The 24567-nt window shown below is 71.5% G+C and carries 21 protein-coding genes and 1 tRNA gene; 16 read left to right on the plus strand and 6 right to left on the minus strand.

Annotation, left to right across the window (positions count from 1 at the left end; all coding sequences use genetic code 11):
* Window positions 1-14: 14 nt before the first annotated feature.
* The 4 genes from ACNYS0_RS25640 to ACNYS0_RS25655 all read left to right on the plus strand — a co-directional run bounded on the left by ACNYS0_RS25640 (window position 15) and on the right by ACNYS0_RS25655 (window position 4845).
* A complete protein-coding gene (locus tag ACNYS0_RS25640) occupies window positions 15-782 on the plus strand; it encodes a YidC/Oxa1 family membrane protein insertase (RefSeq protein WP_422476808.1) in 768 nt (255 codons plus the stop codon).
* 162 nt (window positions 783-944) lie between these two features.
* A complete protein-coding gene (locus ACNYS0_RS25645; RefSeq protein ID WP_422476809.1) occupies window positions 945-1802 on the plus strand; it encodes a fumarylacetoacetate hydrolase family protein in 858 nt (285 codons plus the stop codon).
* Between the two features lie 109 nt (window positions 1803-1911).
* A complete protein-coding gene (locus ACNYS0_RS25650; RefSeq protein ID WP_422476810.1) occupies window positions 1912-3399 on the plus strand; it encodes a choice-of-anchor A family protein in 1488 nt (495 codons plus the stop codon).
* A gap of 93 nt (window positions 3400-3492) precedes the next feature.
* The gene (locus ACNYS0_RS25655) at window positions 3493-4845 is read left to right on the plus strand and encodes a cytochrome P450 (RefSeq protein WP_422476811.1); all 1353 of its coding nucleotides are present in this window, start codon (window positions 3493-3495) and stop codon (window positions 4843-4845) included.
* Here ACNYS0_RS25655 and ACNYS0_RS25660 read toward each other — a convergent pair.
* Both ACNYS0_RS25660 and ACNYS0_RS25665 read right to left on the minus strand, forming a co-directional pair.
* Window positions 4842-5330, minus strand: coding sequence for a heme-degrading domain-containing protein (locus ACNYS0_RS25660; RefSeq protein WP_422476812.1), 489 nt, complete (start codon window positions 5328-5330; stop codon window positions 4842-4844). The genes ACNYS0_RS25655 and ACNYS0_RS25660 overlap by 4 nt on opposite strands.
* Window positions 5327-6409: a Gfo/Idh/MocA family protein gene (locus ACNYS0_RS25665; protein WP_422476813.1), complete on the minus strand. Its 1083-nt coding sequence runs from the start codon at window positions 6407-6409 to the stop codon at window positions 5327-5329. Before ACNYS0_RS25665 ends, ACNYS0_RS25660 begins: the two co-directional genes overlap by 4 nt.
* A gap of 79 nt (window positions 6410-6488) precedes the next feature.
* On the opposite strand from ACNYS0_RS25665, the gene ACNYS0_RS25670 reads away from it, so the two are divergent.
* From ACNYS0_RS25670 to ACNYS0_RS25700, 7 genes are all read left to right on the plus strand, one after another.
* Window positions 6489-7592, plus strand: coding sequence for an ROK family transcriptional regulator (locus ACNYS0_RS25670; RefSeq protein WP_422476814.1), 1104 nt, complete (start codon window positions 6489-6491; stop codon window positions 7590-7592).
* A 342-nt stretch (window positions 7593-7934) separates the two neighbouring features.
* Window positions 7935-8639 (plus strand): hypothetical protein, encoded by a 705-nt coding sequence (locus tag ACNYS0_RS25675; RefSeq protein WP_422476815.1) that lies wholly within the window; start codon window positions 7935-7937, stop codon window positions 8637-8639.
* 119 nt (window positions 8640-8758) lie between these two features.
* Window positions 8759-9526, plus strand: a complete 768-nt coding sequence (locus tag ACNYS0_RS25680; protein ID WP_422476816.1) for a GntR family transcriptional regulator — start codon at window positions 8759-8761, stop codon at window positions 9524-9526.
* 147 nt (window positions 9527-9673) lie between these two features.
* Window positions 9674-10759 carry an ABC transporter ATP-binding protein gene (locus ACNYS0_RS25685; protein ID WP_422476817.1) on the plus strand — a complete coding sequence of 362 codons (1086 nt, stop codon included), beginning with the start codon at window positions 9674-9676 and terminating at the stop codon, window positions 10757-10759.
* Window positions 10752-11624, plus strand: coding sequence for a 2-aminoethylphosphonate ABC transporter permease subunit (locus ACNYS0_RS25690; RefSeq protein WP_422476818.1), 873 nt, complete (start codon window positions 10752-10754; stop codon window positions 11622-11624). The genes ACNYS0_RS25685 and ACNYS0_RS25690 overlap by 8 nt, the downstream gene beginning before the upstream one ends.
* Window positions 11611-12408, plus strand: a complete 798-nt coding sequence (locus tag ACNYS0_RS25695; RefSeq protein WP_422476819.1) for an ABC transporter permease — start codon at window positions 11611-11613, stop codon at window positions 12406-12408. Before ACNYS0_RS25690 ends, ACNYS0_RS25695 begins: the two co-directional genes overlap by 14 nt.
* A gap of 35 nt (window positions 12409-12443) precedes the next feature.
* A complete protein-coding gene (locus ACNYS0_RS25700) occupies window positions 12444-13505 on the plus strand; it encodes a 2-aminoethylphosphonate ABC transporter substrate-binding protein (RefSeq protein ID WP_422476820.1) in 1062 nt (353 codons plus the stop codon).
* Between the two features lie 28 nt (window positions 13506-13533).
* Here ACNYS0_RS25700 and ACNYS0_RS25705 read toward each other — a convergent pair whose 3' ends face one another.
* On the minus strand, window positions 13534-14313 hold the full coding sequence (locus tag ACNYS0_RS25705; protein ID WP_385760173.1) for an HAD-IIA family hydrolase: 780 nt from the start codon (window positions 14311-14313) through the stop codon (window positions 13534-13536).
* Window positions 14314-14450: 137 nt separating this feature from the next.
* Here ACNYS0_RS25705 and ACNYS0_RS25710 point away from each other — a divergent pair, with 137 nt between their 5' ends.
* The 3 genes from ACNYS0_RS25710 to ACNYS0_RS25720 all read left to right on the plus strand — a co-directional run bounded on the left by ACNYS0_RS25710 (window position 14451) and on the right by ACNYS0_RS25720 (window position 17050).
* The gene (locus tag ACNYS0_RS25710; protein WP_422476821.1) at window positions 14451-15038 is read left to right on the plus strand and encodes a hypothetical protein; all 588 of its coding nucleotides are present in this window, start codon (window positions 14451-14453) and stop codon (window positions 15036-15038) included.
* 7 nt (window positions 15039-15045) lie between these two features.
* Window positions 15046-15717 carry a class F sortase gene (locus ACNYS0_RS25715; protein WP_422476822.1) on the plus strand — a complete coding sequence of 224 codons (672 nt, stop codon included), beginning with the start codon at window positions 15046-15048 and terminating at the stop codon, window positions 15715-15717.
* Window positions 15718-16048: 331 nt separating this feature from the next.
* A complete protein-coding gene (locus ACNYS0_RS25720; RefSeq protein ID WP_422476823.1) occupies window positions 16049-17050 on the plus strand; it encodes a glycoside hydrolase family 6 protein in 1002 nt (333 codons plus the stop codon).
* A 90-nt stretch (window positions 17051-17140) separates the two neighbouring features.
* Here the strand turns inward: ACNYS0_RS25720 and glxA are convergent, their stop codons facing one another.
* From glxA to ACNYS0_RS25735, 3 genes are all read right to left on the minus strand, one after another.
* Complete coding sequence (gene glxA / locus ACNYS0_RS25725; RefSeq protein ID WP_422476824.1) at window positions 17141-19078, minus strand: radical copper oxidase GlxA; 1938 nt, start codon at window positions 19076-19078, stop codon at window positions 17141-17143.
* Window positions 19075-21048 (minus strand): glycosyltransferase family 2 protein, encoded by a 1974-nt coding sequence (locus ACNYS0_RS25730; protein WP_422476825.1) that lies wholly within the window; start codon window positions 21046-21048, stop codon window positions 19075-19077. Before ACNYS0_RS25730 ends, glxA begins: the two co-directional genes overlap by 4 nt.
* 655 nt (window positions 21049-21703) lie before the next feature.
* A tRNA-Lys gene (locus tag ACNYS0_RS25735) sits at window positions 21704-21777 on the minus strand.
* A 234-nt stretch (window positions 21778-22011) separates the two neighbouring features.
* Here ACNYS0_RS25735 and ACNYS0_RS25740 point away from each other — a divergent pair.
* Window positions 22012-23289, plus strand: a complete 1278-nt coding sequence (locus ACNYS0_RS25740; RefSeq protein ID WP_422482778.1) for a peptidoglycan-binding protein — start codon at window positions 22012-22014, stop codon at window positions 23287-23289.
* A 20-nt stretch (window positions 23290-23309) separates the two neighbouring features.
* Window positions 23310-24416, plus strand: coding sequence for an SPFH domain-containing protein (locus tag ACNYS0_RS25745; RefSeq protein ID WP_422476826.1), 1107 nt, complete (start codon window positions 23310-23312; stop codon window positions 24414-24416).
* The last annotated feature ends 151 nt before the right edge of the window (window positions 24417-24567 follow it).

A 24567-nucleotide genomic window follows, 5' to 3' on the forward strand; every position in this document is an offset into this window, starting at 1 on the left:
CGGAGGGCTCACCCATGTCGTCGTTCATGTCCGTATTCGCAGGCCTGGTCGCACACCTCGCCGACCTGCTCCAGCCGCTCCTGCACGCGTCCGCCACCGCCGCGGCGATCATCCTGTTCACCGCGTTCGTACGCCTCCTCGTCCACCCCCTGTCGCGGGCCGCGGCCCGCGGGCAGCGGGAGCGGGCCAAGCTCCAGCCGCGCATCGCCGAACTGCGCAAGAAGCACAAGAAGAGCCCCGAGGCGATGCAGAAGGCGATCATGGAGCTGCACCGCGAGGAGAAGGTCTCCCCGCTGACCGGCTGCCTGCCGATGCTCTTCCAGATGCCGGCGTTCTTCCTGCTCTACCACCTGTTCTCCAACCGGAGCATCGGCGGCGAGCCCAACGTCCTGCTCGGCCACACCCTCGGCGCGGCCCCGCTCGGCGGCCGCTTCCACGACGCGCTCGCGCACGGCGGGCTCTTCGGGGAGCAGGGGCTCGTCTACGTGGCGCTGTTCGCGCTCGTCGCCACCGTCGCGACCTTCAATTACCGGCGCACGAAGCGGCAGATGGCGCAGGCGCCGACGCCGGGGGCCGATGCGGGGCAGCCGGTGCCGGGCATGGCGGCGATGGGCAGGTTCATGCCGCTGATGTCCTTCTTCACCCTCTTCACGGTGGCCTTCGTGCCGCTCGCCGCCGCGCTGTACGTCGTCACGTCGACGACGTGGAGCTCGATCGAGCGGGCCGTTCTCTACCGGGACATGCCGTACGCGGGCGGGGCGGCGGCCGCGCCCGCACTCTGAGCGCGGCCGGGCGCGACGGGCGCGCAGAGCGGTCGTCCGGGTCCAGTCCGTGAACGGGGTATTGCGGACTGGACGTTCTCCTTGGAGGATCGACCAGTCCTCCGATGGCTGCACGCCGCACCGGGCCGTGGAGGCTCCTCCTACTGCAGAGGGAGTTACACCATGAAGCTGCTGCGAGTCGGTCCCGCCGGAGCCGAGCGCCCCGCGCTGCTCGACGCCGAGGGAACGCTGCGCGACCTGTCCGGACTCGTCACGGACGTCGACGGGGCACTCCTCGACGACGACGCCGCGATCGAGCGCGTGCGGGCCGCGGCCGCGGCCGGGGAACTGCCCGTCCTCGATGCGTCGGGGCTGCGGATCGGCCCTCCGGTGGCCCGTATCGGCAAGGTCGTGTGCATCGGGCTGAACTACCACGACCACGCGGCGGAGACCGGCGCCCAGCCGCCCGCCGAGCCGGTCGTGTTCTTCAAGGCGGCCGACACGGTCGTCGGACCCGACGACACGGTCCTCGTACCGCGCGGCTCCGTGAAGACCGACTGGGAGGTGGAGCTCGCCATCGTCATCGGGCACACGGCCCGCTACGTCGAGTCCCACGAGGCCGCCCTCGCGTGCGTCGCCGGGTACGCGGTCGCGCACGACGTGTCCGAGCGCGAGTTCCAGATCGAGCGCGGCGGCACCTGGGACAAGGGCAAGAACTGCGAGACGTTCAACCCGCTCGGCCCGTGGCTGGTCACCGCCGACGAGGTCCCGGACCCGCAGGCGCTCGGCCTGCGGCTGTGGGTCAACGGGGAGCTGAAGCAGGACGGCACGACGGCCGACCAGATCTTCCCGGTCGCCGAAGTGGTGCGCTACGTCAGCCAGTTCATGACCCTGTACCCCGGTGACGTGATCAACACCGGTACGCCGGCGGGTGTCGCCATGGGCCAGCCCGAGCCGAAGCCGTATCTGCGGGCGGGTGACGTGGTGGAGCTGGAGATCGACGGGCTGGGGCGGCAGCGGCAGGAGCTGAAGCCGGCGTAGCCGCGCCGCTGGGCTCGGCAGCGGGAGGGCACCCCCGTTCGGGGTGCCCTCGGCCCGGCTGGGCGCGTGTCTCCCGGGAGGACGGGAGGGCCGTTCCCATAGTTCGGCCATGGGAACTCTTCGTACCGTCATCTCAAAGTCACGGTTGCCCGCCGGGACGCTCGCGTCGGCGATCCTCGTCGTGGGGGCCGCCGCCGCGCCCGCGTCCGCCGCCCCGCTGCCGGGTGGCCTCGGGCCCTGCCTGGGGAGCAACTGCCCCGGCACGTATCCCGAACCGAACAACGCCGCACCGACCGGCCGCGACAACAACATCAACGTCTTCGTCGGTGACGACTTCCGGGTTCGCGGGGGCGCCGCCGAGGCGGAGGGCAAGGTCGTCACCCTCGGCGGCTTCGACCAGGACAAGGACGCGGGCGGCTCGCAGATCTACAACGTGGGCGTCGCAGGTGTCGGGTCGCGCGTGCCTCCGGACGACGGGACCGACTACCTCACCACCGGCGGGGACCTGTCCGTCGCGGCGGGGGAGCGGGTCGCCGTCGAGGACGCCTCGGCGCATGGCGTCGCGCGCTACGGGGGCGCGCTCGACGGCACCGTCGAGTCGAAGTCCGTGCACGACCCCGACGCCGCCGAACCGTACGAGGGCCTGCGGCAGCAGCTCACCGACGCCAGCCAGTGCTACGCGTACGAGAACGGCGCGCGCCGCACCCCGACCGGCACCGCGGTCAACGACGGCAACACCACCGTCTTCACCGGCGACGGCAGCTCTGAGCTGCAAGTCTTCGACATCGACTTCGACGTGGCCGCGGCGAGCGGCGGCATGGGCGGCTTCCGGTTCGACGACATCCCGTCCGGGGCCACCGTCCTCGTCAACGCCTACGGCGACGCGCGGAGGATCAACACGTACGAGGGCCTGCTCCCCGCCGAGCTGCGCGACCGGCTGCTGTGGAACTTCCCCGACGCGAGCAGCGTGGAGCTCGCGGGCGGCACCCAGTTCTCCGGCAGCGCGCTGGTCGGCAACCCGTCGAGCACGACGACGATGACCATGTCCGGGTTCAACGGCCGCTTCTACAGCGCGGGTTCGCTGACCCACACCTCGGCCGCGGGCGGCGGCGGGGGCCAGGAGATCCACGCCTACCCGTTCGACGGCGACCTGCCGTCCTGCCCGGACCCGTACAACCCCACCCCTACCCCCACGCCCACTCCCACCCCGACCCCGACCGATGTGACGCCCACGCCGACCCCGACGGACACCTCCACCCCCACCCCCACACCCACTCCGACGCCGACCGACTCCACCCCGACCCCTACGCCCACCGAGGACACGCCGACCCCCACCCCCACCGAGGACACCCCCACCCCCACCCCGACCGACTCCACCCCCGCGCCCCCGCCCGATGGCGGTGACAGCGGTGGGACGTCCGGCGGCGGCACCACCGGGGGCACGGGTGGCGGAGGTGGAGGTGGTGGTCACCTCGCCGATACCGGGACGCCGTCCCTGGGCGCCGCCGTGCTCGGCTCGATCGCGGCGGCCACCGCGGCGACGGGCGCGGCGTTCGTCTTCCTGAGCCGCAGGCGGCGGACCGGCGGACGCGGCTGAACCGCACGCCGCGGTGCACCGGGAACGTGAAGATTGCGCACGTCCCGTCGCGCCCCGTTGCCCGCGGGCGACGGGGCGCGCACGCTGCCGCTCGTGACAGCAACCACCCAAGCGCCCATACCCACCGGGACCCCGCTCCTCGGCTCCATGCTCGATCTGAAGCGCGATGCGCTCGGGACCTTCCTGCGGGCCCGTGAAACGCACGGCGACGTCGTGAAGTTCGTCGCCGGGCCGCCCGGCCTGCGGCGCACCATGTACGGACTGTTCTCCGCCGAGGCCGCACAGCAGGTGCTCGCCACCGAGTCGGCCAACTTCCGCAAGGACAACTACTTCTACGAGGTGCTCCGCAGCACCTTCGGCAACGGCCTGCTGACCAGCCAGGACGAGACGTACCTGCGTCAACGGCGGCTCATCCAGCCGCTGTTCACGCCGCGCGGCACCCGCACCTACGACACCGCCATCACCGGTGAGGCGACGGCCACCGCCGAGGGCTGGCGCGGCCGGGACGTCGTGGACGTGGCCGCCGAGATGGAGCAGTTCACGCTGCGCGCCGTCGCCCGGATCCTGTTCGGCGCCGACATCGACACCGCCGTGCCCGCCGTCCGCCGCTTCTTCCCCGAGATCAGCGAGACCTCGCTGCGGCGCGCGTACGGCGCGGGTCTCGTCAAGCCCTCCTGGCCGACGCCGCGCAACCGGCGCTTCGACTCCGCCTGCGAGGAGCTGTACGCCGTCTGCGACACGCTGATCGCGGAGCGCAGGGCCGCCGACGAGCCGGGCAGTGACCTGCTCGGCCTGCTGATCAAGGCGCGTACGGAGGACGGCGAGGCGCTGTCGCCCGACGAGATCCGCGACCAGGTGCTTGTCTTCCTGCTCGCCGGGCACGAGACGACGTCGACCTCGCTGACCTTCGCCCTGCACCTGCTCGGCCGGAACCCGGACGCCCAGAAGCGGACCCACGAGGAGATCGACTCGGTCCTCGCCGACGGACGGCTGCCGCAGGCCGCCGACCTCGGCCGCATGCCGTACACCGAGCGCGTGGTGAAGGAGGCGATGCGGCTGTACCCGGCCGCCGCCGCGACCGGCCGTCAGGCGGTCGCCGACACCGAGGTCGACGGCGTGCTGATCCCGGCGGGCTCGGACGTCACCGTCTCCGCCTACGTCACGCACCGCGACCCCGCGTACTGGCCCGAGCCGATGCGCTTCGACCCGGACCGCTTCCTGTCGGAGGCGGAGCAGGGCCGCCACCGGTACGCGTGGATGCCGTTCGGCGGCGGCCCGCGGGCCTGTATCGGCGCGCAGTTCGCGATGCTCGAATCGGTCCTCGGCCTCGCCGTGCTGCTTCAGCCGTACGAGGTCGAGGCGGTGGACGACCGGGAGATCGCGACGGCGTTCGGCATCACGATGCGCCCGGCCGAACCGGTGCGGCTGAGGCTCACACCGCGCTAGCCGACGAACCGCTCCAGCGCCGTCACGACCAGCTTGTGGTCCTCGACCTGCGGAAGGCCCGAGACCACCACGGCGCCGACGACTCCCGCTCCCCGTACGGAGATCGGGAAGGCGCCGCCGTGCGCCGCGTACGTGTCCGGGTCGAGGCGCGAGGCGTCCTCGAACGTCGTGCCCTTGGCCCGGAAGCGGCTGCCGACCAGGTAGGACGAGGCGTGGTAGCGCTCGACGACGCGGCGCTTGCGGGCGATCCATGCGTCGTTGTCCGGGGCCGAGCCCGGCAGCGCCGCGTGGAACAGCTGCTGGCCGCCGCGGGTGATGTCGATGGCGACGGGGGCCTCGCGTTCGCGGGCGAGGTCGACCAAGAGGTTGCCGAGGGTCCAGGCGTCGTCGTACGTGAAGGAGTCCAGGACGAGGCGGCGCTCCTGCTCCTCCAACTCGCGGATCTGCGGGGCGCCTTCGGGGTTGGCCGCAACCGGCTGCGTCACAGGGCCACCACCTTGGCGTCGCGGGCCGAGACCCGGGCCGCCTCCAGGACGTCGAGCGCGTCGGCGGCCTGCGTGGCGGGCACCGGGTTCGGGGCGCCGTCGCGCAGCGCCGCGGCGACGGCGGCGTAGTACGCGGGGTAGTCGCCGTCGACCGTCGCGAGCGGGCGGCCACCGCCCGTCAGCGGGGACTCGCCGGAGCCGACCCGGCCCCACAGCGACTCGCCCTCCACGCCCCACGGTTCGCCGGCCGTCGGGCGCTTGCCGTCGCGCAGCGCGGCCTCCTGCGGGTCGAGCCCGTACTTCACGTAGCCCGCCTGCGAGCCGAGCACGCGGAAGCGCGGGCCGAGCTGGGCGGTGGTGGCGGAGACGTACAGGTGCGAGCGCACCCCGCTCGCGTGGGTGATCGCGATGAACGTGTCGTCGTCGGCCTCGGCGCCGGGGCGGCGCACGTCCGACTCGGCGTAGACGGAGACGGCCGGGCCGAACAGCACGAGGGCCTGGTCGACGACGTGGCTGCCGAGGTCGTACAGCAGGCCGCCGATCTCCTCCGGGTTGCCGGACTCGCGCCAGCCGCCCTTGGGCTGCGGACGCCAGCGCTCGAAGCGGGACTCGAAGCGCCAGACGTCGCCCAACTCGCCGTCCGCGAGGAGCTTTTGGAGGGTCAGGAAGTCGTTGTCCCAGCGGCGGTTCTGGAAGACCGACAGGAGGACGCCCTGCTTCTCGGCCAGCTCGGCGAGCTCGCGGGCCTCGGCGGCGGTGCCCGCGACCGGCTTGTCGACGACGACCGGGAGGCCCGCGGCGATGGCGGCCTTCGCGAGCGGCACGTGCGTCTTGTTGGGTGACGCGATGACGATGAGGTCGAGCTCGTCCGCGTGCTCCCACAGGTCGTCGGGGGAGGCGACGAAGCGCAGTCCGTCACCGTGCTCGGCGCGGGCCTGGGCCTGCCGCTCGGGGTTCGAGGTGACGACCGTGTCCAGGGTCAGGCCCTCGGTCGCGGCGATCAGCGGGGCGTGGAAGACGGAGCCCGCCAGGCCGTAGCCGACCAGGCCCACGCGGAGGGCTGCACTCGTACCAGTCATGCCTCCACTTAAGCAACGGTGTTGCCAAAGTGCAAGCGCGGGGGACAATGGGCTGGTGACTGCACACGTGAGGAGGACCATGGCCGCGACGGTGGGCGCCAACCTGAGCGCCCTGCGCGGGCACAACGCGGCGCTCGTGCTCGATCTGCTGCGGACGGCGGGGGAGGACGGGATAAGCCGTCTCGAGCTGGCCGAGCGCACCGGGCTCACCCCGCAGGCCGTCAGCAAGATCACGGCGCGGCTGCGGGGGGACGGTCTCGCGGTCGAGGCGGGCCGCCGGGCCTCCACCGGGGGCAAGCCGCGCACCGTCCTGCGGCTGCTCGCGGGCGCCGCGCACGCGGTCGGCCTGCACCTGGACCGCGACGAGCTGCACACCGTGCTCACCGACCTGTCCGGCGCCGTCGTCGCGGCCCGGCGCGCACCGCTCGACCTCGGCGCGGGGGCCGACGCGGTGCTCGCGGCCGCCGCCTGCGAGGTGGACGCGCTGCTGGACGCGGACGGGGGCCGGACGGTCCTCGGCGTCGGGGTCGCCGTGCCGGGGCCGCTCGACCACGCGGACGGGGTGCTGCACCGGGTCACCGGTTTCCCGCAGTGGGACGGCTTTCCGCTGCGCGACGCGCTCGCGGAGCGGCTCGGGCTGCCGGTCGTCGTGGACAAGGACACGAACGCGGCGGCGCTCGGCCTCGCCCTGGAGGGTGAGGGCGAGCGCTCCTTCGCCTACCTCCACCTCGGTACGGGGCTCGGCGCCGGCCTCGTCCTCGACGGCTCGCTCTACCGTGGCGCGCGCACCGGTGCGGGCGAGTTCGGCCACCAGGTCATCCAGCTGGACGGTCCTGTGTGCGGCTGCGGCAACCGGGGCTGCATCGAGGCCATCTGCCTCGCGGCGGTCGCCTCCGGCACGGAGCGGGGGCTCGACGAGGCGGCGCGGGTGCTGGGGGAGGGGGCGGCGAATCTGGTGAGCCTGCTCGACATCGACGCGGTGCTGCTCGGTGGGCGGACGGTGGCGGCGCACGAGAAGCGGTTCGTCCGCGGGGTGGAACGGGTCGTCGCGGCCCGCGCGCGCCGGGAGGGCGGCGGCCCCGCGATACCCGTCCGTGCGGCCCCCGGCGGCGACACCCAAGCGGTCGAGGGCGCGGCCCACATGATCCTGGCCCCACTGTTCGGGCGAGCGGCTCCGTCGTAACAGCTCCGTGGCGGGGGCCGTCGTAAGGGGCGCGCGGCACCGGGGGCCGCCTTGCCCACCCTGCCTTCCCCAAGCTCTCCGACAAGCTCCGAGCAGGGGAGACCCCATGAGGCGGCAGATTGCCCAAGGCGGGACCGGATCATTCAAGCCCCGCCGGCGATTGAGGCGCGGGGTCCGGGGCGGAGCCCCGGGAGCGCAACGCCGGTGCCGGTGTGCGTTCGGCTGGGCCGATCGAGGGAACCGCCGCGCGCGCCGCGGCGCACCAACCCCACCCGGTCGCCCCGCGATGGAAAGGTTCTGGCCCACGACTGTCGTCAACTCCGCGACCAGTGAAGGGCCTTCATGCGACTGCGCCGACCGCTCGCCCTCGCCGTCACCGCCATCGCCGCCTCCGCCCTCACCCCGCTCGCCCCCACGCACGAGGCCACCGCCGACACCGGCACCCAGGCCTGCGCGGCAGCCAAGGGCGGCGACTTCCCGATCGACACCCGTATCGACGAGGGCCCCGCCACCTACCACCCCGGCGACGCCCCCCGGCACTTCTCGCTCGACCTGACCAACACCACCACCGCCCGCTGCGCCGACCTCCACCCCGTCCTCGTACTCGTCGACCGGACCCGGAAGCTGACGCCGAAGCGGATCACGATGGAGTTCCGGGACGCGGGCCGCTGGCGCCCCGTGACCGTCGAGCGGACCGCCAGGGACGAGAACATCGGCGTCTTCGACGGCTTCCCCGGGTTCTCGGTCGGCGCGGGCGACACGGTCACCGTCGACGTCCGCCTCGCGTTCGCCGACGGCACCCCGCCCGACCGGGTCGTCGCCAACGCTGCGCTCGTCCGGCGCAAGGACGACGACGGCGAATGGGTCGGCGAGTCCGACGACTACCCGTTCACCATCGAAGAGGCCGCGGGCCCGACCCTCGCGGACGAACTCGCCCGTACGGGCCCGCGCGCCCTGCTCGGACTGGGGGTCGCGGCCGGCACCCTCCTCCTCGCCGGCGCGACCCTCGTGGTGGGAGCCCGGCGGCTCCGCGTCGGCGGACGCTGAGCCCCGGCCCGCCACCGGCCCGGCCGCCGCCCCAGCCGACCACGCGCGGCGGCCGGGCCCAAGAGGGCGCGGGACGGACGCCGGAGCCGGTGTTCACCCGCGTCTGCGACCATCCCCGCGTGGACTACCCGAACGACCAGGCCCCCGGCGCCCCCGTGCGCGACGGCATCCCCGAGCACGGGCGCATCCCGAAGTACTACGCCGTAAAGGCCCAGATCGCCGCGCTCGTCGGCGAGTTGGCCGAGGGCGAGACCCTTCCCGCCGAGCGCGAACTCGCCCTGCGCTACGAGGTGGCGCGCGAGACCGTGCGGCAGGCGCTGCGCGAGCTGCTGCTCGAAGGGCGGCTGCGAAGGCACGGCAGGGGCACCGTCGTCGCCGGCCCGAAGCTGGCGCAGCCGCTGTCCCTTGCCTCGTACACGGAGGGCGTGCGCAGGCAGGGCCGGCGCCCGGGACGCACCCTCATCGGCCTCGAACGCTTCCCGTGCCCGCCCGCGCTCGCCGCCGAGATCGGCCTGGAGCGCGGCGAGCCCGTCTGGCACATGGAGCGCGTGCTGCTCGCCGACGACGAGCGCGTCGGCCTGGAGTCGACCTACGTGCCCGTGTCCCGGGTGCCGCGCCTCGACGCCGAGTTCGACCCCGACTCCTCGTTCTACTCCTACGTCCACGACCGCCTCGGCATCGAGTTCGGCTCGGCCGACGAGCGCATCGAGACGGTGCTCGCGACCCCGCGCGAGGCCCTGCTCATCGGCACGCCGCCCGCGCTGCCGATGCTGCTCATCCACCGGATCTCGTACGACACGGGGCGCCGCGCCACGGAGCGGGTGCGGACGCTTTACCGGGGGGACCGGTTCTCGTTCACCGCGCGTTTGGGCTCGGACGGCTGGTAACGCCCGCTCCTTCGGCGGCAGTTGACCCGGCCCACCCCTCGCAGGTAACAGAACGATAACGGGTCTGGTCCAAGCTTGGGTGCCCGTTCACCGTCCCGTTGCCGGGCCGCTCCGCGCGGGACACCCGCCGCCAGGAGCGTGGCCGCCGTGAGAGACAACGACCAGAAGCTGAGCGGCATCCGGTTCGACCGGGTGTCGGTCGCGTACGGCGGCACCACCGTTCTCGACTCCCTCGACCTGACCGTCGAGCCCGGCGAGGTGATGGCCCTCCTCGGCCCCTCGGGCTCGGGGAAGACCACCGCGCTGCGCGCCGTCGCCGGGTTCGTGCGCCCCGCGTCCGGGAGGGTGCTCCTCGGCGGGCGCGACGTCACCGACCTGCCGCCGCACCGGCGCGGCATCGGCATGGTCGTGCAGAGTTACGCGCTCTTCCCGCACCTGCGCGTCGAGGACAACGTCGCCTTCGGGATGCGGGCGCAGAAGGTGCCGAAGGGCGAGATCCCCGCGCGCGTCGCCGAGGCCCTCGAACTGACCGGCATGGCCTCCTACGCCAAGCGCTACCCGCGCGAGCTCTCCGGCGGCCAGCAGCAGCGCGTCGCCATCGCCCGCGCCCTCGCCGTCCGGCCCGGCGTGCTGCTGCTCGACGAGCCGCTGTCCGCGCTCGACGCGACGCTCCGCTCCGGGATGCTCGCCGAACTGGCGCGCCTGCACCGCGAGCTGCCCGACGTCTCGATCCTCTACGTCACCCACGACCAGGTCGAGGCGCTCACCCTCGCCGACCGCATCGCCGTCATGGACCGGGCCCGCCTCCAGGACGTCGGCACGCCGCAGGACCTGTACCGGCGCCCGCGCACCGAGTTCACCGCCTCCTTCGTCGGCAACGCGAACCTGCTCCCCGTGCAGGTCGGCACGGACACCGTCTCTTTCGGCGCCGCCGAGCTGAAGGTCCCGACCCAGGACGTGGCCGCCGGGGCCACGGCCACCCTCTGCGTCCGCCCGCACCTCGTCGGCCTCGGCGAAGGACCCAACTCCCTCACGGGCAAGGTGACCGAGGTGCAGTGGCGCGGCTCGACCCACCGTCTCTACGTCGACGTCGAGGGCCACCGCGTCAAGGCCGACCTGCGCGAGCTGCGCGAGCCGCCGGTGCTGGGGGAGCGGATCACGGTGCACTTCGCGCCCGAGGACGCGGTGCTGCTCGGCGCCGGGGTCGTGTCGGAGGTGGGCGGCCATGGCTAGCGCCACGCTCGCCGCGCCCCGCCAGGGCGCCGCCAAGTCCCGTACGAGGAGCAGCGGTTGGATATGGGCGCTGCCGCCCGTCGCCGTCCTCGCGGTCGTCTTCCTCTATCCGCTCTTCCTCGTCGTCCAGCAGTCGCTCACCCCGGACACCGGCGGCACCTCGCTGAAGCCGTACGCCGACGTCTTCGCGTCCTCCGCGTTCCGCGAGGCGCTCGGCACGACGGTGTGGCTGGCCGTCGGTTCCACGGCCGGCTGTCTCGTCCTCGGCTTCGCGCTCGCGCTGATCGTCGCGTTCGTGCCGTTCCCCGGAGCGAAGGCCGTCGCCCGCTTCATCGACGTGTTCCTGTCCTTCCCCTCCTTCCTGATCACGCTCGCCCTGCTGTTCGTCTACGGGCAGGTGGGCATGGCCAACGGGCTGTGGACGGACGTCACCGGGGCGGCCACCGGCCCCTTCCAGTTCCTGGCCACGCCGTGGGGCGTGCTGCTGGCCGAGATCACCTACTTCACGCCGTTCGTGATGCGCCCGCTGCTCGCCGCGTTCTCGCAGGTGGAGACGGCGCAGCTGGAGGTCGCGGCGTCGCTCGGGGCGCGGCCCGCCCGGATCGTGCGGCAGGTGATCCTGCCGGAGGCGCTGCCCGCGCTGGCCGCCGGCGGTTCGCTGGTCCTCGTCCTGTGCCTCAACGAGTTCGGGATCGTCCTGTTCACCGGCGCCAAGGGCGTCACGACGCTGCCGACCCTCGTCTACAGCAAGGCGATCCTGGAGTCCGACTATCCGGGCGCGTGCGTGGTCGCCGTCATCAACGTCCTTGTCTCCGTGGGTCTTTACGGCCTGTACCGGGTGGTGAGCCGTCGTGTTGGTTCATAGCAGGACCGGCCGGTGGGCCGTCTGGGGCCTCTTCTTCGCCCTCTTCCTGCCGCTGTTCGCCCTTCCCCTCCTCGTCGTCCTCGCGGCGTCCTTCGCCACGAACTGGTCCGGCGCGCTGCCCTCCGGGTTCACCGGCGGGCACTACGAGGCGGCCACCCGCGGCGAGTCCCTCGCCGCCCTGACCACCAGCCTCGTCACGGCCGTCACCGCGAGCGTGCTCGCGCTGGTCGTCGGCGGCTGGGCCGCGCTCGCCGCCGCGGCGCTCAGGAAGCGCGGTCGGCGTGTGCTGGACGCCCTGTTCATGCTGCCGGTCGCCGTGCCGTCCGTGGTCGTCGGCCTCGCCGTCCTCGTGGCGTTCAGCCGGCCGCCGATGCTGCTCAACGGCACCCGCTGGATCGTGATCATCGCCCACACGATCCTGGTCACCGCGTTCGCCTACCAGTCCGTCTCGGCCGCCCTCCAGCGTCTCGACCCGGCGTACGAACAGGCCGCGGCCTCCCTCGGCGCCCGGCCCGCGTACGTCCTGTGGAAGGTGAAGCTGCCGCTGCTGCTGCCCTCCCTGAACGCCGCCGCCGGCCTCTGCTTCGCCCTGTCCATGGGCGAGTTGAGCGCCACGATGATGCTCTACCCGCCCGACTGGATGCCGCTCCCGGTGCAGATCTACGCGACCACCGACCGCGGCTCCCTGTTCACCGGATCCGCGATCGCGGTGGTCCTGATGGCCGCCACGCTCTTCGTCCTGCTGGCCGTCTCACGGATCCGCACCAAGGCCTCGTACCGCTGACAACCCCCTGACACGACACGGGAGTTCACCACGCCATGCGCAAGCACACGCTCACCACCGTCGCCGCCGTCACCGGCAGCCTCGCCCTCGCCGCGGCCCTGACCGGCTGCGGCGGCAGCTCCGCCGCCTCCGACGAGAAGACCGTCACCGTCTACAGCGCCGACGGCCTCAAGGGCGAGAACGGCGACGGCTGGTACGACAAGGTCTTCAAGGACTTCACCAAGAAGACCGGCATCAAGGTCGACTACGTGGAGGGCGGCTCGGGCGAGATGGTGCAGCGCGCCGTCCGCGAGAAGGTCAACACCCAGGCCGACGTCCTCGTCACCCTCCCGCCGTTCATCCAACAGGCCGACGAGAAGGGCCTCTTGGCGAAGTACGCGCCCAAGGGCTCCGACCAGGTCGACGGCGCCGACAAGGCGGCGAACGGCACCTGGACGTCCGTCGTGAACAACTACTTCGGCTTCGTCCACAACACGAAGGAGCTGAAGACCCCGCCCACCACCTGGGAGCAGCTCCTCGACGCCAAGTACAAGAACAAGCTCCAGTACTCCACGCCCGGCGTCGCGGGCGACGGCACCGCCCTGCTCGTCAAGGCCATGCACGACTTCGGCGGCAAGGAGCAGGCCATGGCCTACCTGAAGAAGCTCCAGGCCAACAACGTCGGCCCGTCCGCCTCCACCGGCAAGCTCTCCCCGAAGGTCGACAAGGGCGAACTCCTCGTCGCCAACGGGGATGTGCAGATGAACTACGCGCAGTCCAAGGACATGCCGAACCTCGGCATCTGGTTCCCGAAGAAGGCCTCAGGGAAGCCGACCTCCTTCGCCCTGCCGTACGCGGGCGGCCTCGTGAAGAACGCCCCGCACACCGCCAACGGCAAGAAGCTCCTGGACTTCATGCTGGAGGCGAAGCAGCAGAAGCAGGTCAGTTCCGTCGGCGGCGGCTTCTCGCCGCGCGCCGATGTGAAGGCCACCGACGACAACGCCGTGGAACTCGCCAAGATCATGGACGGCGTGCAGATCTTCGAGCCGGACTGGAACGACGTCGCCAAGAACCTCCAGACGTACGTGGACGACTGGAAGACGGCGACCGGCAGCTGAGGAGGCCCCGGCCGCCGCCGTACGTTCCTCAGACCCGGTCGACGAGGTCCGCGATCGAGTCGACCACCTCGGTCGGCCGGAACGGGAAACGGTCTATGTCCGACTGGCCGGTGAGCCCGGTGAGGACGAGGTACGTCGTCATCCCGGCCTCCAGGCCCGCGAGCACGTCCGTGTCCATCCGGTCGCCGATCATGGCGCTGGACTCCGAGTGCGCCCCGATGGCGTTGAGCCCGGTCCGCATCATCAGCGGATTGGGCTTGCCGACGAAGTACGGGTCCTTGCCGGTCGCCTTGGTGATCAGTGCCGCCACCGAGCCCGTCGCGGGCAGCACGCCCTCCGTGGAGGGGCCGGTGTTGTCGGGGTTGGTGGCGATGAACCGGGCCCCGCCGTTGATCAGCCGGATCGCCTTGGTGAGCGACTCGAACGAATACGTACGGGTCTCGCCGAGGATCACGAAGTCGGGGTCGGAGTCGCTGAGGATGTAGCCCTCCTCGTGCAGCGCCGTCGTCAGACCCGCCTCGCCGATCACGTACGCCGTGCCGTTCGGCCGCTGGCCGCGCACGAACCGGGCGGTCGCGAGGGCGGACGTCCAGATGTTCTCGACGGGGACTTCCAGACCGATCCGGTTCAGCCGGGCGTGCAGGTCACGGGCCGTGTACATGGAATTGTTCGTCAGGACGAGGAACGGCTTGCCCGAGTCCCGCAGCTTCTTGATGAACGCGTCCGCGCCCGGGATCGGCACCCCCTCGTGCATGAGCACGCCGTCCATGTCGGTCAGCCACGATTCGATGGGCTTGGGCTCTGCCATGTGTGCGGACTCCTCGGCGCTCGATCGACGGACTGCCATCGTATGCACCCCTGCCCCGCCCGGTGTGACGCGCCACTGGAGCCTCTCGGGATGCGGAACGCGGCCAGGAGCGTGACGCTGACTTCAGGAGGTTCACGATGCGTGCAGGACTGCTTGCTGTCGGTGTCGCAGGGGCGGCCGTCCTGGTGACCGCGCCGGCCACCGCGGCCCAGGCGGCCGACGGCGGGGGAACGATCACCGTCACCCCGCGGGAGGCACCCGCGGGCACCGATGTCGACCTGCGGGTGACCGGCTGCGAGGGCTCCGCGGGCAGCGCGAGTTCCGCGGCCTTCGTCTCCCCGGCCCGGCTCGCGCCCTCCGCCGACGAACCCACCCTGTTCGCGGAGGCCCGCGTGAAGTCCTCCGCCGAGCCCGACGCCTACCCGGTCTCGGTGACCTGCGACGGAGTGGAGGGCAAGGTCACCGGCACCCTCCGGGTCCTCGACGGATCCGCCGAGGGTGCCTCGCCGGCCCCGTCCCCGACCGCCCTCGTGCACGCGGGTGGCGGCGGCACCGCGCAGCGGCAGGCCCTCGCCGTCCACCGGGCCCCCACGGCCGCGCCCAGCGAGGGCCCCGGCACCCGGCACGCCCTCATCGGCCTGGGCCTCGCGGCGGTCGCCGCGGTCGCCGTGGCCGTCCGCAGCACCCGCCGCCGCAGGTCGTCCGGTTCGCCGACGAGGCACTGAGTCCGCCATGAGTGACCGGTCGCAGGGGGCCGGGCGGCTCCTCACGGGAGTGGCCTGGGCCGTGCTGCTGCTCGGCCTGTGGCTGTGGGGCCACGGCGCCACCGATGTGAACCTGTCCTCGCCGACGACCGGGGACGCGGCCGCCGTCGGCCGCCCCGCGGACGTCGACCTGCCGGCCGCCCACCGGCCGGTCGAGGGCGCGCAGCCGCGCCGCGTCGACATCGCGGCGCTGCGCGTCCAGGCGCCCGTCGTGCCCCGCGGACTCGACGGGAACGGTGCCGTCGACCCGCCGCCGTACGCGCGGGCCGGAGTCGTCGGCTGGTACCGCGACGGGGTGGAACCGGGGGAGCGCGGCACCGCCCTGTTCGTCGGGCACGTCGACACCGAGAGCAGGCCCGCCGTCTTCTACCACCTCAGCGAGGCCGAGCCCGGGGACACGGTGCGGGTGACGCGGGCCGACGGCTCCGTCGCCGGGTTCACCGTCGACGACGTCCGGGTGTTCTCCCGAGAGAACTTCGACCCGGCCGAGGCGTACGGCCCGCACGACTCGGGGCGCGCCGAGCTCCGGCTGATCACCTGCGGAGGCACCTTCGACAAGGCCTCGGGCACGTACACCGCGAACGTGGTCGTCTCCGCGTACCTGTCGGACGTGGACGGCGCGCCGCGGAGGGCGGGTTGAGCGGGTGCGTGCACCTGTCCGGTCGGCAGCCCACTCCCCCCGGGGCGGCCGACCGGACAGGTCCTCGACCATGCGGACGGCGGGGCCGCGGGAAGGCCCGGCCTCGGCACGGGAGGCTGTGATGGTCCGTCGGATCCGACCGGCCGAGGACTGGGGCCGCTCGTCTCGACTCTAGAGCGGATGGGCGGATCGGCACAGGGTGCGGTCACGGGTTCAGGACAGGCGGGACCGGGCGCTGTAACAGGTCCTTGACAAGCGGCGTACGCGCTCGTGGCACGGCAGGGGCGTGTGCCACGATTGAGAGCCAGACAGTGCACCCAAGGGGGAGTGGATGTACCGGAAACTGAGGGCTGGAGCGGTCGTCGTGGGGGCGGCGCTGCTCGTGTCCGCCTGTTCCTCCGGCGGCGGGGACAACGAGGGGGACGGGGCGACCGGCCCCGTGAAGCAACAGCCCAAGGGCGCCGACCCGTTCTGGGTCAACCCCGACAGCAAGGCCGCGAAGGCCGCGTCGGCCCTCGCGAAGGACGGCAAGGACGCCGAGGCCGCGAAGGTCCGCAGGATCGCCGAACAGCCCAGCGGGGAATGGCTGTTGCCGGAGAACGCGGCGGACCAGGCGCGCGGCTTCACCGAGGCCGCCCAGAAGGCCGACCGGGACGCGCTGCTCGTCGTCTACAACATCCCGCACCGCGACTGCGGCCAGTACTCGGGCGGCGGCGCCGCGGACGGGAACGCGTACCGGGAGTTCATCGACCAGGTCGCCTCTGGCATCGGGGACCGCCCGGCGACGGTGATCCTGGAGCCCGACGCGGTGCAGCACATGGTCGACAACTGCACGCCCGAGCAGTTCCACGAGGAGCGCTACGACCTGCTCAAGGGCGCCATCGCGAAGCTCAAGTCCCTGAAGGACACGAAGGTCTACCTCGACGCGGGCAACGCGGGCTGGGGCAAGCCGGACCAGATCTACGAGCCGCTGAAGCGGTCGGGCATCGACCAGGCCGACGGCTTCTCGGTCAACGTGTCGAACTTCTACACCACCGACGAGTCGGTCAAGTACGGCAAGGAGCTGTCGGCGAAGGTCGGCAACAAGCCGTTCGTGGTCGACACGAGCCGCAACGGCAACGGGCCGTACACGGGCGGCGCCGCCGACGAGCGCTGGTGCAACCCGCCGGGCCGGGCCCTCGGCGAGAAGCCGACCACCAGGACCGGCGACCCGCAGGTCAAGGCCTACCTCTGGGTCAAGCGCCCGGGCGAGTCCGACGGCACGTGCAAGGGCGGCCCGAAGGCGGGCGAGTGGTGGGGCGAGTACGCCCTGAAGCTGGCAGGGGCCAAGTAACCCGTTCAAGCCCCTGCGGCGATTGAGCAGCGGGGTCCGGGGCGGAGCCCCGAGACGTGTGCAACGTCCGGGGCTCCGGCCTCCCGTGCCCTACGGCACGTGGACCCACTGCGCCTTACTGGGCGTCCCCTGGTCGTCCGTCACGAACAACATGTACCAGCCCGACTCCACCAGCGACCGGCTCCTCGGCACGGACACCGTCACCGAGTCCGCCGACTTCTTGAGGTCGAGCGCGATGGACGTCTGGTCCACGTCCGTCACATGCGTGGAGGCGCTCGGCCGGATCAGCCGGGCGGTCTTGATGGACGACGCGTGCTCCGTCTTGTACGTCGCCGAGCCGCCGCGCCGGATCGTCCTCTCGCCGCCCTCCAGGGCCGGCCGCGAGTCCCGGTACAGATACGGCGGCGTGTACATCTCGATGCGCTGCTCGAACGTGCCCGGCTTGGTGTTGGCCTTGTCGGCGTAGAGCGAGTCCGAGCCGAAGAACAGCACGCGCCCGTCGGGCAGCAGCAGCGAGCCCGAGTGGTAGTTGCGCCCCACGTGCGGGTCGGCGACGCGCTTGAACGCGTTCTTCTTCGTGTCGTAGAGCCGCGCCTCGAGGATGTTGGAGTCGCCGCGCCCGCGGTAGTCCTCCGAGCCGCCGGAGACCAGGATCGAGTCGTCCGGCAGAACCGAGGCCTGCGGGTACCGGGTCCCCTTGTCGAGCTTCGGCCCGTCCACGAACTCCGGGCTCTTGTCCTTCAGGTCGACGATCCGGGTCTTCTCGCTGGAGAGCTTGGACTCGCCGACGCCACCGCCGCCGACCACCATGTACTTCTGGTCCTGAGCGGGCGGCAGTTCGACGGTGTTGGCCGTCTCCATCATGTTCGGGTCCGAAAGCCCGGGAATCTTCTGGAACTTGTTGTTCGTCAGATCCCAAATGCCGGGCTTGCGGCCAACGTTGTCGGGGCCGTAACCGGCATTAGCGCCCGAGTAGAAGATCTTCCCGTTCTCCATCTGGAACAGCGCGGGATACGTCGGGAACTGGCGGACGTCCTTCAGGTACGTCCACTTCTTCGTCTTCGGGTCGTACACCTCGTTCTTGCCCGGCACCAGCTGCCCGATCTCGTCGAGCCCGGACACCGAGAGGACCTTGCCGTCGGAGAGCGTGGTCAGCGTCGGGTACCAGCGCGCCTCGTTCATCGGGTCGACCTTGATGTACTTCTCGGCGACCGGGTCGAACTCGTAGCTGTCCCTGATCCCCTGGAAGTCCTTCTTGTCCAGGGCGAGCTTCTGCGCGATGCCGTACAGATTGCGCGCGTCCTGGCCGGTGAGGCCCTGCACCCGGTAGTTGTCCTGGGTGCCGGTCTCGTACTTGGCGCCGGACCGCTGCGCCTCCACGTACACCCGGCCGAGGCCCGGCTCATTGCGCAGGAACCTGCCGGTCGCCTTGTCGAAGACCTTCTTGGCGCGCTCGACCGTGATGTTGTCCTTGGCGACGAACGACTTGCCGTTCTCCTTGCCGGTGAAGACCGTGCCCGCCTTGATGGTCTTGGGCGCGTCCGGGTCCTCGTTGTGCACGATCATCAGGCCGCCGGCCTTGGTGACGTCGCCCTTCAGCTTCTCGTAGCGCTTGGTGCCGCCCGCGATCAGCAGGTTCCCGTTCGCCAGCTGCGTGTGTCCCGTGCAGAACAGGTCCGTCGGCGTGGGGATCTTCTTGATGGTCTTCTTCACCGGGTCGTAGAGCCGGGTGTCGAACTTCTTCGCGTCGAAGTTCTTCTGGTTGTTCCCCGACCCGGCGACGAGCAGGATCTTCCCGGTGTGCAACAGCGCCGCGTGAATCGTGTTCAGGCGCATGTCCTTGGGGAAATCGATGACGTCCCAGTGCCCGTTCTCGGCCTTGTACTCCGGTTTGTTGATCTTGTACTCGTGATACTTGGCCGACCCGAAGCGGTACAGCCAGGGTCCGTTCATCCCGGCCAGCGCCAGGACCACCACCGTGCCGATGACTATGCGCCGGGCACGGCGGCGGCTCGCACCGTCTTTCACTTGTTGTGTCCCCCCAGGGAAATCTGCATGGTCTGTTCATTGCCCCCGTCCGCGGCCGGACCCCCGTCCCGCGGCTGGGCGGCCCAACTCGGCTTCTGTTGCGGCGCGGTGTGCGTCCGCGCGGGCGCCGGGCGCTCGGCGGACTCCGGCTGCGGGGCCTCGGCCGCGGGCTGCTGCTTCGGCTTCTTCTTCTCCTGGCGGATCATGTAGCGCCACGCGAACATCGGCGCCGCGGTGATCAGCAGCGCGAAGGAGGCCCAGGTGATCATCGCCGGGTGGGAGTGGCCGAAGTAGAAGCCCGCGCCGATCGAGCCGCCGAAGATGAGGATGAAGTACCAGTGGTAGCGGAAGGTCCCGAACCAGCGGTCGGGGCTCGCCGAATCGCCCTTGGGGGTCACCACGAACTTGCTCTTGCGGCGCAGCACGGCGTCGAAGAGCGCCTTCGCGTACAGCGGCGCCGACAGCGCGGACATCACCATGCCGGCCACGCCGCCGGAGCCCTCCGGCTCGTGCGGCGAGACGTTGTGCCGGCGGTTCCACACGTAGAGGCCGATCTGGAGCGCCGACGCGTTGCCGTACAGCATCAGCCAGATCGTCGGGTCGATGTTCACGCCGGATGCGCCCAGGCCCAGGAACAGCGCACAACTCAGCGCCGCCAGGATCCAGTTCATCGCCGCCATCGGGTAGAAGATGATCATCATCGTGTAGTTGAAGAGCTTGCTCGGCGGGAGCGTGAAGAAGCCCTTCCAGTACTGCTTGAGGATCGTCTCGTAGGTACCGCGCGACCAGCGCATCTGCTGGGTGAAGAAGTCCGTCCAGGCGCTGGGGCCCTCGCCGACCGCGAGCACGTCCGGTGTGTATACGGAACGCCACTTCCTGCCGGTGAAGGGGTTGCGGTGCCGGTGGATCTCGAAGCCGGTGGCCATGTCCTCCGTGATGGAGTCGTACAGGCCGCCGATCTGCTTGAGCGCCTTGATGCGCACGGCGTTGGACGTGCCGACGAACATGGGCGCGCCGTAGCGGTTGCCCGCGCGCTGGATCAGCGCGTGGAAGAGGAACTGCTGGGACTCGGCGGCCTTGGTGATGAAGTTGTCGTAGTTGCCGTACACCTGCGGGCCGATGACGAACCCGACGTCGGGGTCGCGGAAGAAGCCGAGCATCCGCTCCAGGTAGTTGGGCAGCGGCACGTGGTCGGTGTCCACGGAGGCGAAGAAGTCGTACTCGTCCCCGTGCGCGTCCAGCCAGGCGTTGTAGTTGCCGTGCTTGGTCTTGGCGCGGTGCGGGCCCTTCGGCTGGTTCCACTTCGCGACACCCTTGCGGGAGAAGTGGTGCACGCCGAGCCGCTCGCAGACCTCCTTGACCGCGGGGTCGTCGCCCTCGTCGAGCAGCCAGACGTGCAGCAGACCCCGGTGGCGCAGCTTGACCGCCGCCTCCAGGGTCTTCGTCACCATCTCGAGCGGCTCCTTGCCGGGCACGAACGAGGTGAGGAACGCGACGCGGGTGCCGGTCTCCGGGACCACCGGGATCGGGTCGCGGGCGACCAGCGTCGCGTGCGCGTTCGACAACACGTTCATGCAGCGGAAGAACTCGATGAGCCCGATGGACACCAGCATCACGATGTCGAGGGCGGGCAGGAAGTCGTAGGCGGGATAGTCCCGTTCGGTCCAGTGCTCGGGCTGCATCAGCCAGAACAGCAGGACGAGAGAGAGCAGCGGGGCCGCGCCCAGCATCAGCGCGGCCCGGATCCTGTGCGGCTCCTGTGAGAGGAGCGAGCGATAGCGCACCTTGTACGGCTGGTTCGGATCGGGCTGGGTCAGTGGCCCGGCGAGCCGGCTGTAGTGCTCGTAGTCGTAGCGCGGCAACGATTTCCTGATGCGCCGGAAACCGCCAGTGCGATGCGGTGGCACTCGCAGCTGGGTCGTCTCGGACGGGTCGAATTCCGGCCGGGCGCCCGTCGGCGTCGACGTCATGAGTCATCCCCCCGCACGCGTCACCGCGTGGTCGTCGGTCCTGCGCCCGGGAACGGGCCCCCTGACCGTGCCCCCGGACGTATCACTGGCGGGCCACCGTCCCACCCTTACCTACATACGTAAGACTGGAACGGCGGCCTTCCGGTTGCATGATGCCCCCCTCGACATCGGTTCATGGGCGGGGCCCCCTCCCCGCGCGATCGGCAACCGGCTCGGGCCCGGCGTGACACGGCGCCCATTTCAACTGCCTTGTACCGTAAGCATCTTGGGAGCCAATGGCTCCATGACAGAGTGCTGTGCCCCGGTTCATGATCGCAAGGCCGATACATGGTGTTTACCGGGCTTGCCACGGGTTGCGCCACTCCGCGGTTACGGCCACGGGGCGCTGCCCCGGACCCCGCGCCTCAATCGCCGGCGGGGCTTGATGTGGCCCGGCTGTGCTTGCCCCCGGTACCGGCGTTGCGGCCTCGGGGCTCCGCCCCGGACCCCGCTGCTCAATCGCCGCAGGGGCTTGATTGGCCCACCCGTGCCCGGGCCCGGCTTCCTCGTGGGGGTGTGGGTGGCGAAGCCCCCACAGCGCGCGGCGAAGCCGCGCAGAAACGACGATGGCGGCCCGATTCGCGCTTTCCGCGAATACAGACCGCCACCGTCAACGTGCGCCATCAGGGACTCGAACCCCGGACACGCGGATTAAGAGTCCGCTGCTCTAACCAACTGAGCTAATGGCGCCGGTCGACCTGCATAACTTTACCCGAGCCTCCCGGGTGCTTCTGACCACTCGACACGCCGAGGAGGTGGGTGAATTCTGGTGGTTTCAATCATTCGGACCGTCAACATGCGATTTGTCTGGACAGTTGAGACGCTTCCTGCGTGCGGAATCGAGGCTCGTTATTCCAAAGTCCGGCACCGGAGTGTGAGGGGAATCGCATGGAGCGGATGGAGCGAGGGGACACGGCGGAGCCGATGGGCGCCCCGGTCTTCGAGGACGTCGACCCGGCCGAGGACTGCGACTGCGCCGGCTGCGCCGAGTGGCGGCGCGCGGTGCCCCACCCGGTGCGCACCAAGGTGGGCGCCCGCCACGCGCTGGTCCTCGCCGCCGCCGCGGGCACCGTCATCGGCGGACTCCAGACCACCCCGGCCGCCGCGGCCGAACACCACGAGGCCAGACCGCTGACCCCGCCCCCGGGCGACACGACTCCGCAGGGCGGGTCCGGCCCGCTGCACGGAGCGCCGGCCCCGGCCGCGGGATCCGTGTCACTGGTCAAGTCCCCGACCCTGCGCAAGACCTCCCGGGCCGCGATCCTCGACCGCGCCAGGAAGTGGGTCGCGGCCAAGGTCCCGTACAACATGAACAAGTTCTGGAAGGACGGCTACCGCCAGGACTGCTCCGGCTTCGTCTCCATGGCGTGGGGCCTGCCGGGCAACGAGTGGACCGGGAGCCTCGCCCAGTACGGCACCCGGATCACCAAGGCGCAGCTGCAACCCGGCGACATGCTGCTCTTCCACAACCCGGCCGACCCGGAGAAGGGCTCGCACGTCACGATCTTCGGCGGCTGGGCGGACGCGTCCCGCACCCGGTACATCGCGTACGAGCAGACCAGGCCCGGCACCCGGGTGCAGTCCACCCCGTACGCCTACTGGAGCCACTCGAGCAGTTACGTCGCGTACCGGTACCGGGCGGTCTCGGGCGGCAGCTCCGGGGCGGGCGCGACGACGAAGTTCCCCGGCGCCGAGTACTTCGGCCCCGGCAAGGACAACGCGTACGTGACGCGGCTCGGCAAGATGCTCGTCGAGCGGGGCGGCAAGCGGTTCTACCGGGTCGGTCCAGGGCCGAAGTGGAGCGAGGCGGACCGCAAGGCCACGCGCGCGTTCCAGCGTGCACAGGGCTGGCGCGGCGCGGCGGCGGACGGCATCCCGGGGCCCACGACCTGGGCGTATCTGTCGACGGGGCAAGGGCGGAGCATTCCGTCCGGCGGAAGCGGCGGCGCCGAACGGACCGGGTCGTCGGAATTCCCCGGCGCGGCGAAGTTCCGGCCCGGCGCGGAGAACTCCGACGTCACGCGGCTCGGCAAGCAGCTCGTGAAGAAAGGATTCGGCAAGTTCTACACCACGGGCCCCGGACCGCGCTGGAGCGAGGCGGACCGGCGCAACGTCGAGGCCTTCCAGCGGGCCCAGGGCTGGCGGGGCAAGGCGGCCGACGGCTACCCCGGCCCCGAGACCTGGCGCCGGCTGTTCTCATGACGCGCAACGCGGAGGATTCCATGACCGAAACCGACGGAGGGGCGCGCGCCGCGCGGCTCATCCGGAACGAGTCCACCACCGAGATCCCGGTCCACCTCCTCTTCCGCGACGACCCGGACCCGGTGGCCGTGCCGCTACGGCCCGCGGTGGTCACCAAGGCCCAGGTCGAACGCGCGACCGCGGCGAACACCCGCCGGACGCCAGGTCCCGCCCCGGCCAGGCCCGTACCCTCCGTCGACCCCGGCCTGGAGGAGCGGCCCGGACGGGTGCTGCCCGGCGCCTTCGGGGTGTTCGGCGGGGCAGTGGGCGCGGCCGGGGCCGCGGCCTCGCTCGGCTGGGCGGGGGCGCTGCCCCGGATCATGACCGACCTCGCGGGCCTCGACGGATACGCGGGCGCCGGATTCGGCCCCGCGCAGTGGGCGGCGCTCGCCGGATCCGGGCTGCTCGCCCTGTTCGGCGTCGGCGGGCTCGCGCGCGGGCGCACCGGCGGGGCCTGGGTGCTCACGCGCTTCGGCCGGTACCGGGGGAGCGTGCGCAAGCCGGGGCTGCTGTGGCTGAACCCGCTGCTCGTGCGCCGCCGGGTCGACCTGCGGCTTCGGCACTGGCGCAGCGAGCCGATGCCGGCGGTCGACACCAATGGCGAGGCGCTGCGCGTCGTCGTCCTCGTCGCCTGGCGGATCAAGGACACGGCGCGGGCGACGCTCGGGACCGAGGACCACGAGACGTATCTGCGCGAGTGCGTGGAGGCCGGGCTCGCGCGGGTGCTGTCCCGGCTGCCCGCCGTGGTCGGCGACCGGGACGCGCCCGTGCTGCGCAACGCGGAGGCCCTCGGCGATCTGCTCACCCGGCGCCTCGCCGAGGACGCGGCCCCGGTCGGCATCGAGGTGTTCTCGGCGCAGCCCACGCGCATCGAGTACGAGCCGGAGGTGGCCGCGGCGATGCGGCGCCGCCGGATCGCGGCCCTCGACGCGCGGCGCCGGGACAGCGTGCTCACCACGGTCGTGGACTCGGTGGAGGACACCGTGACGCGGCTGACCGCGCGCGGGCTCGTCGATCTCGACGACTACGAGCGCAAGTTGCTCGTGAAGGATCTGACGGTGGCGTTCTACACGGGCCGGGGGGAGTGAGGCAGGGGGAGTGACGCTCCGGGGGTGAGCGGAAGGGCCCGTGCCGGGAATTGCGATTGGTCTGGACATGCCCAACTCACGGTCCTACATTGTGCGTTGGTCTAGACCTGAACTGTCTGGTTCATCCGAGCCATCTGAACCATCGCTGTGC

This window comes from Streptomyces anthophorae, assembly GCF_049310305.1.
Classification (GTDB): Bacteria; Actinomycetota; Actinomycetes; order Streptomycetales; family Streptomycetaceae; genus Streptomyces.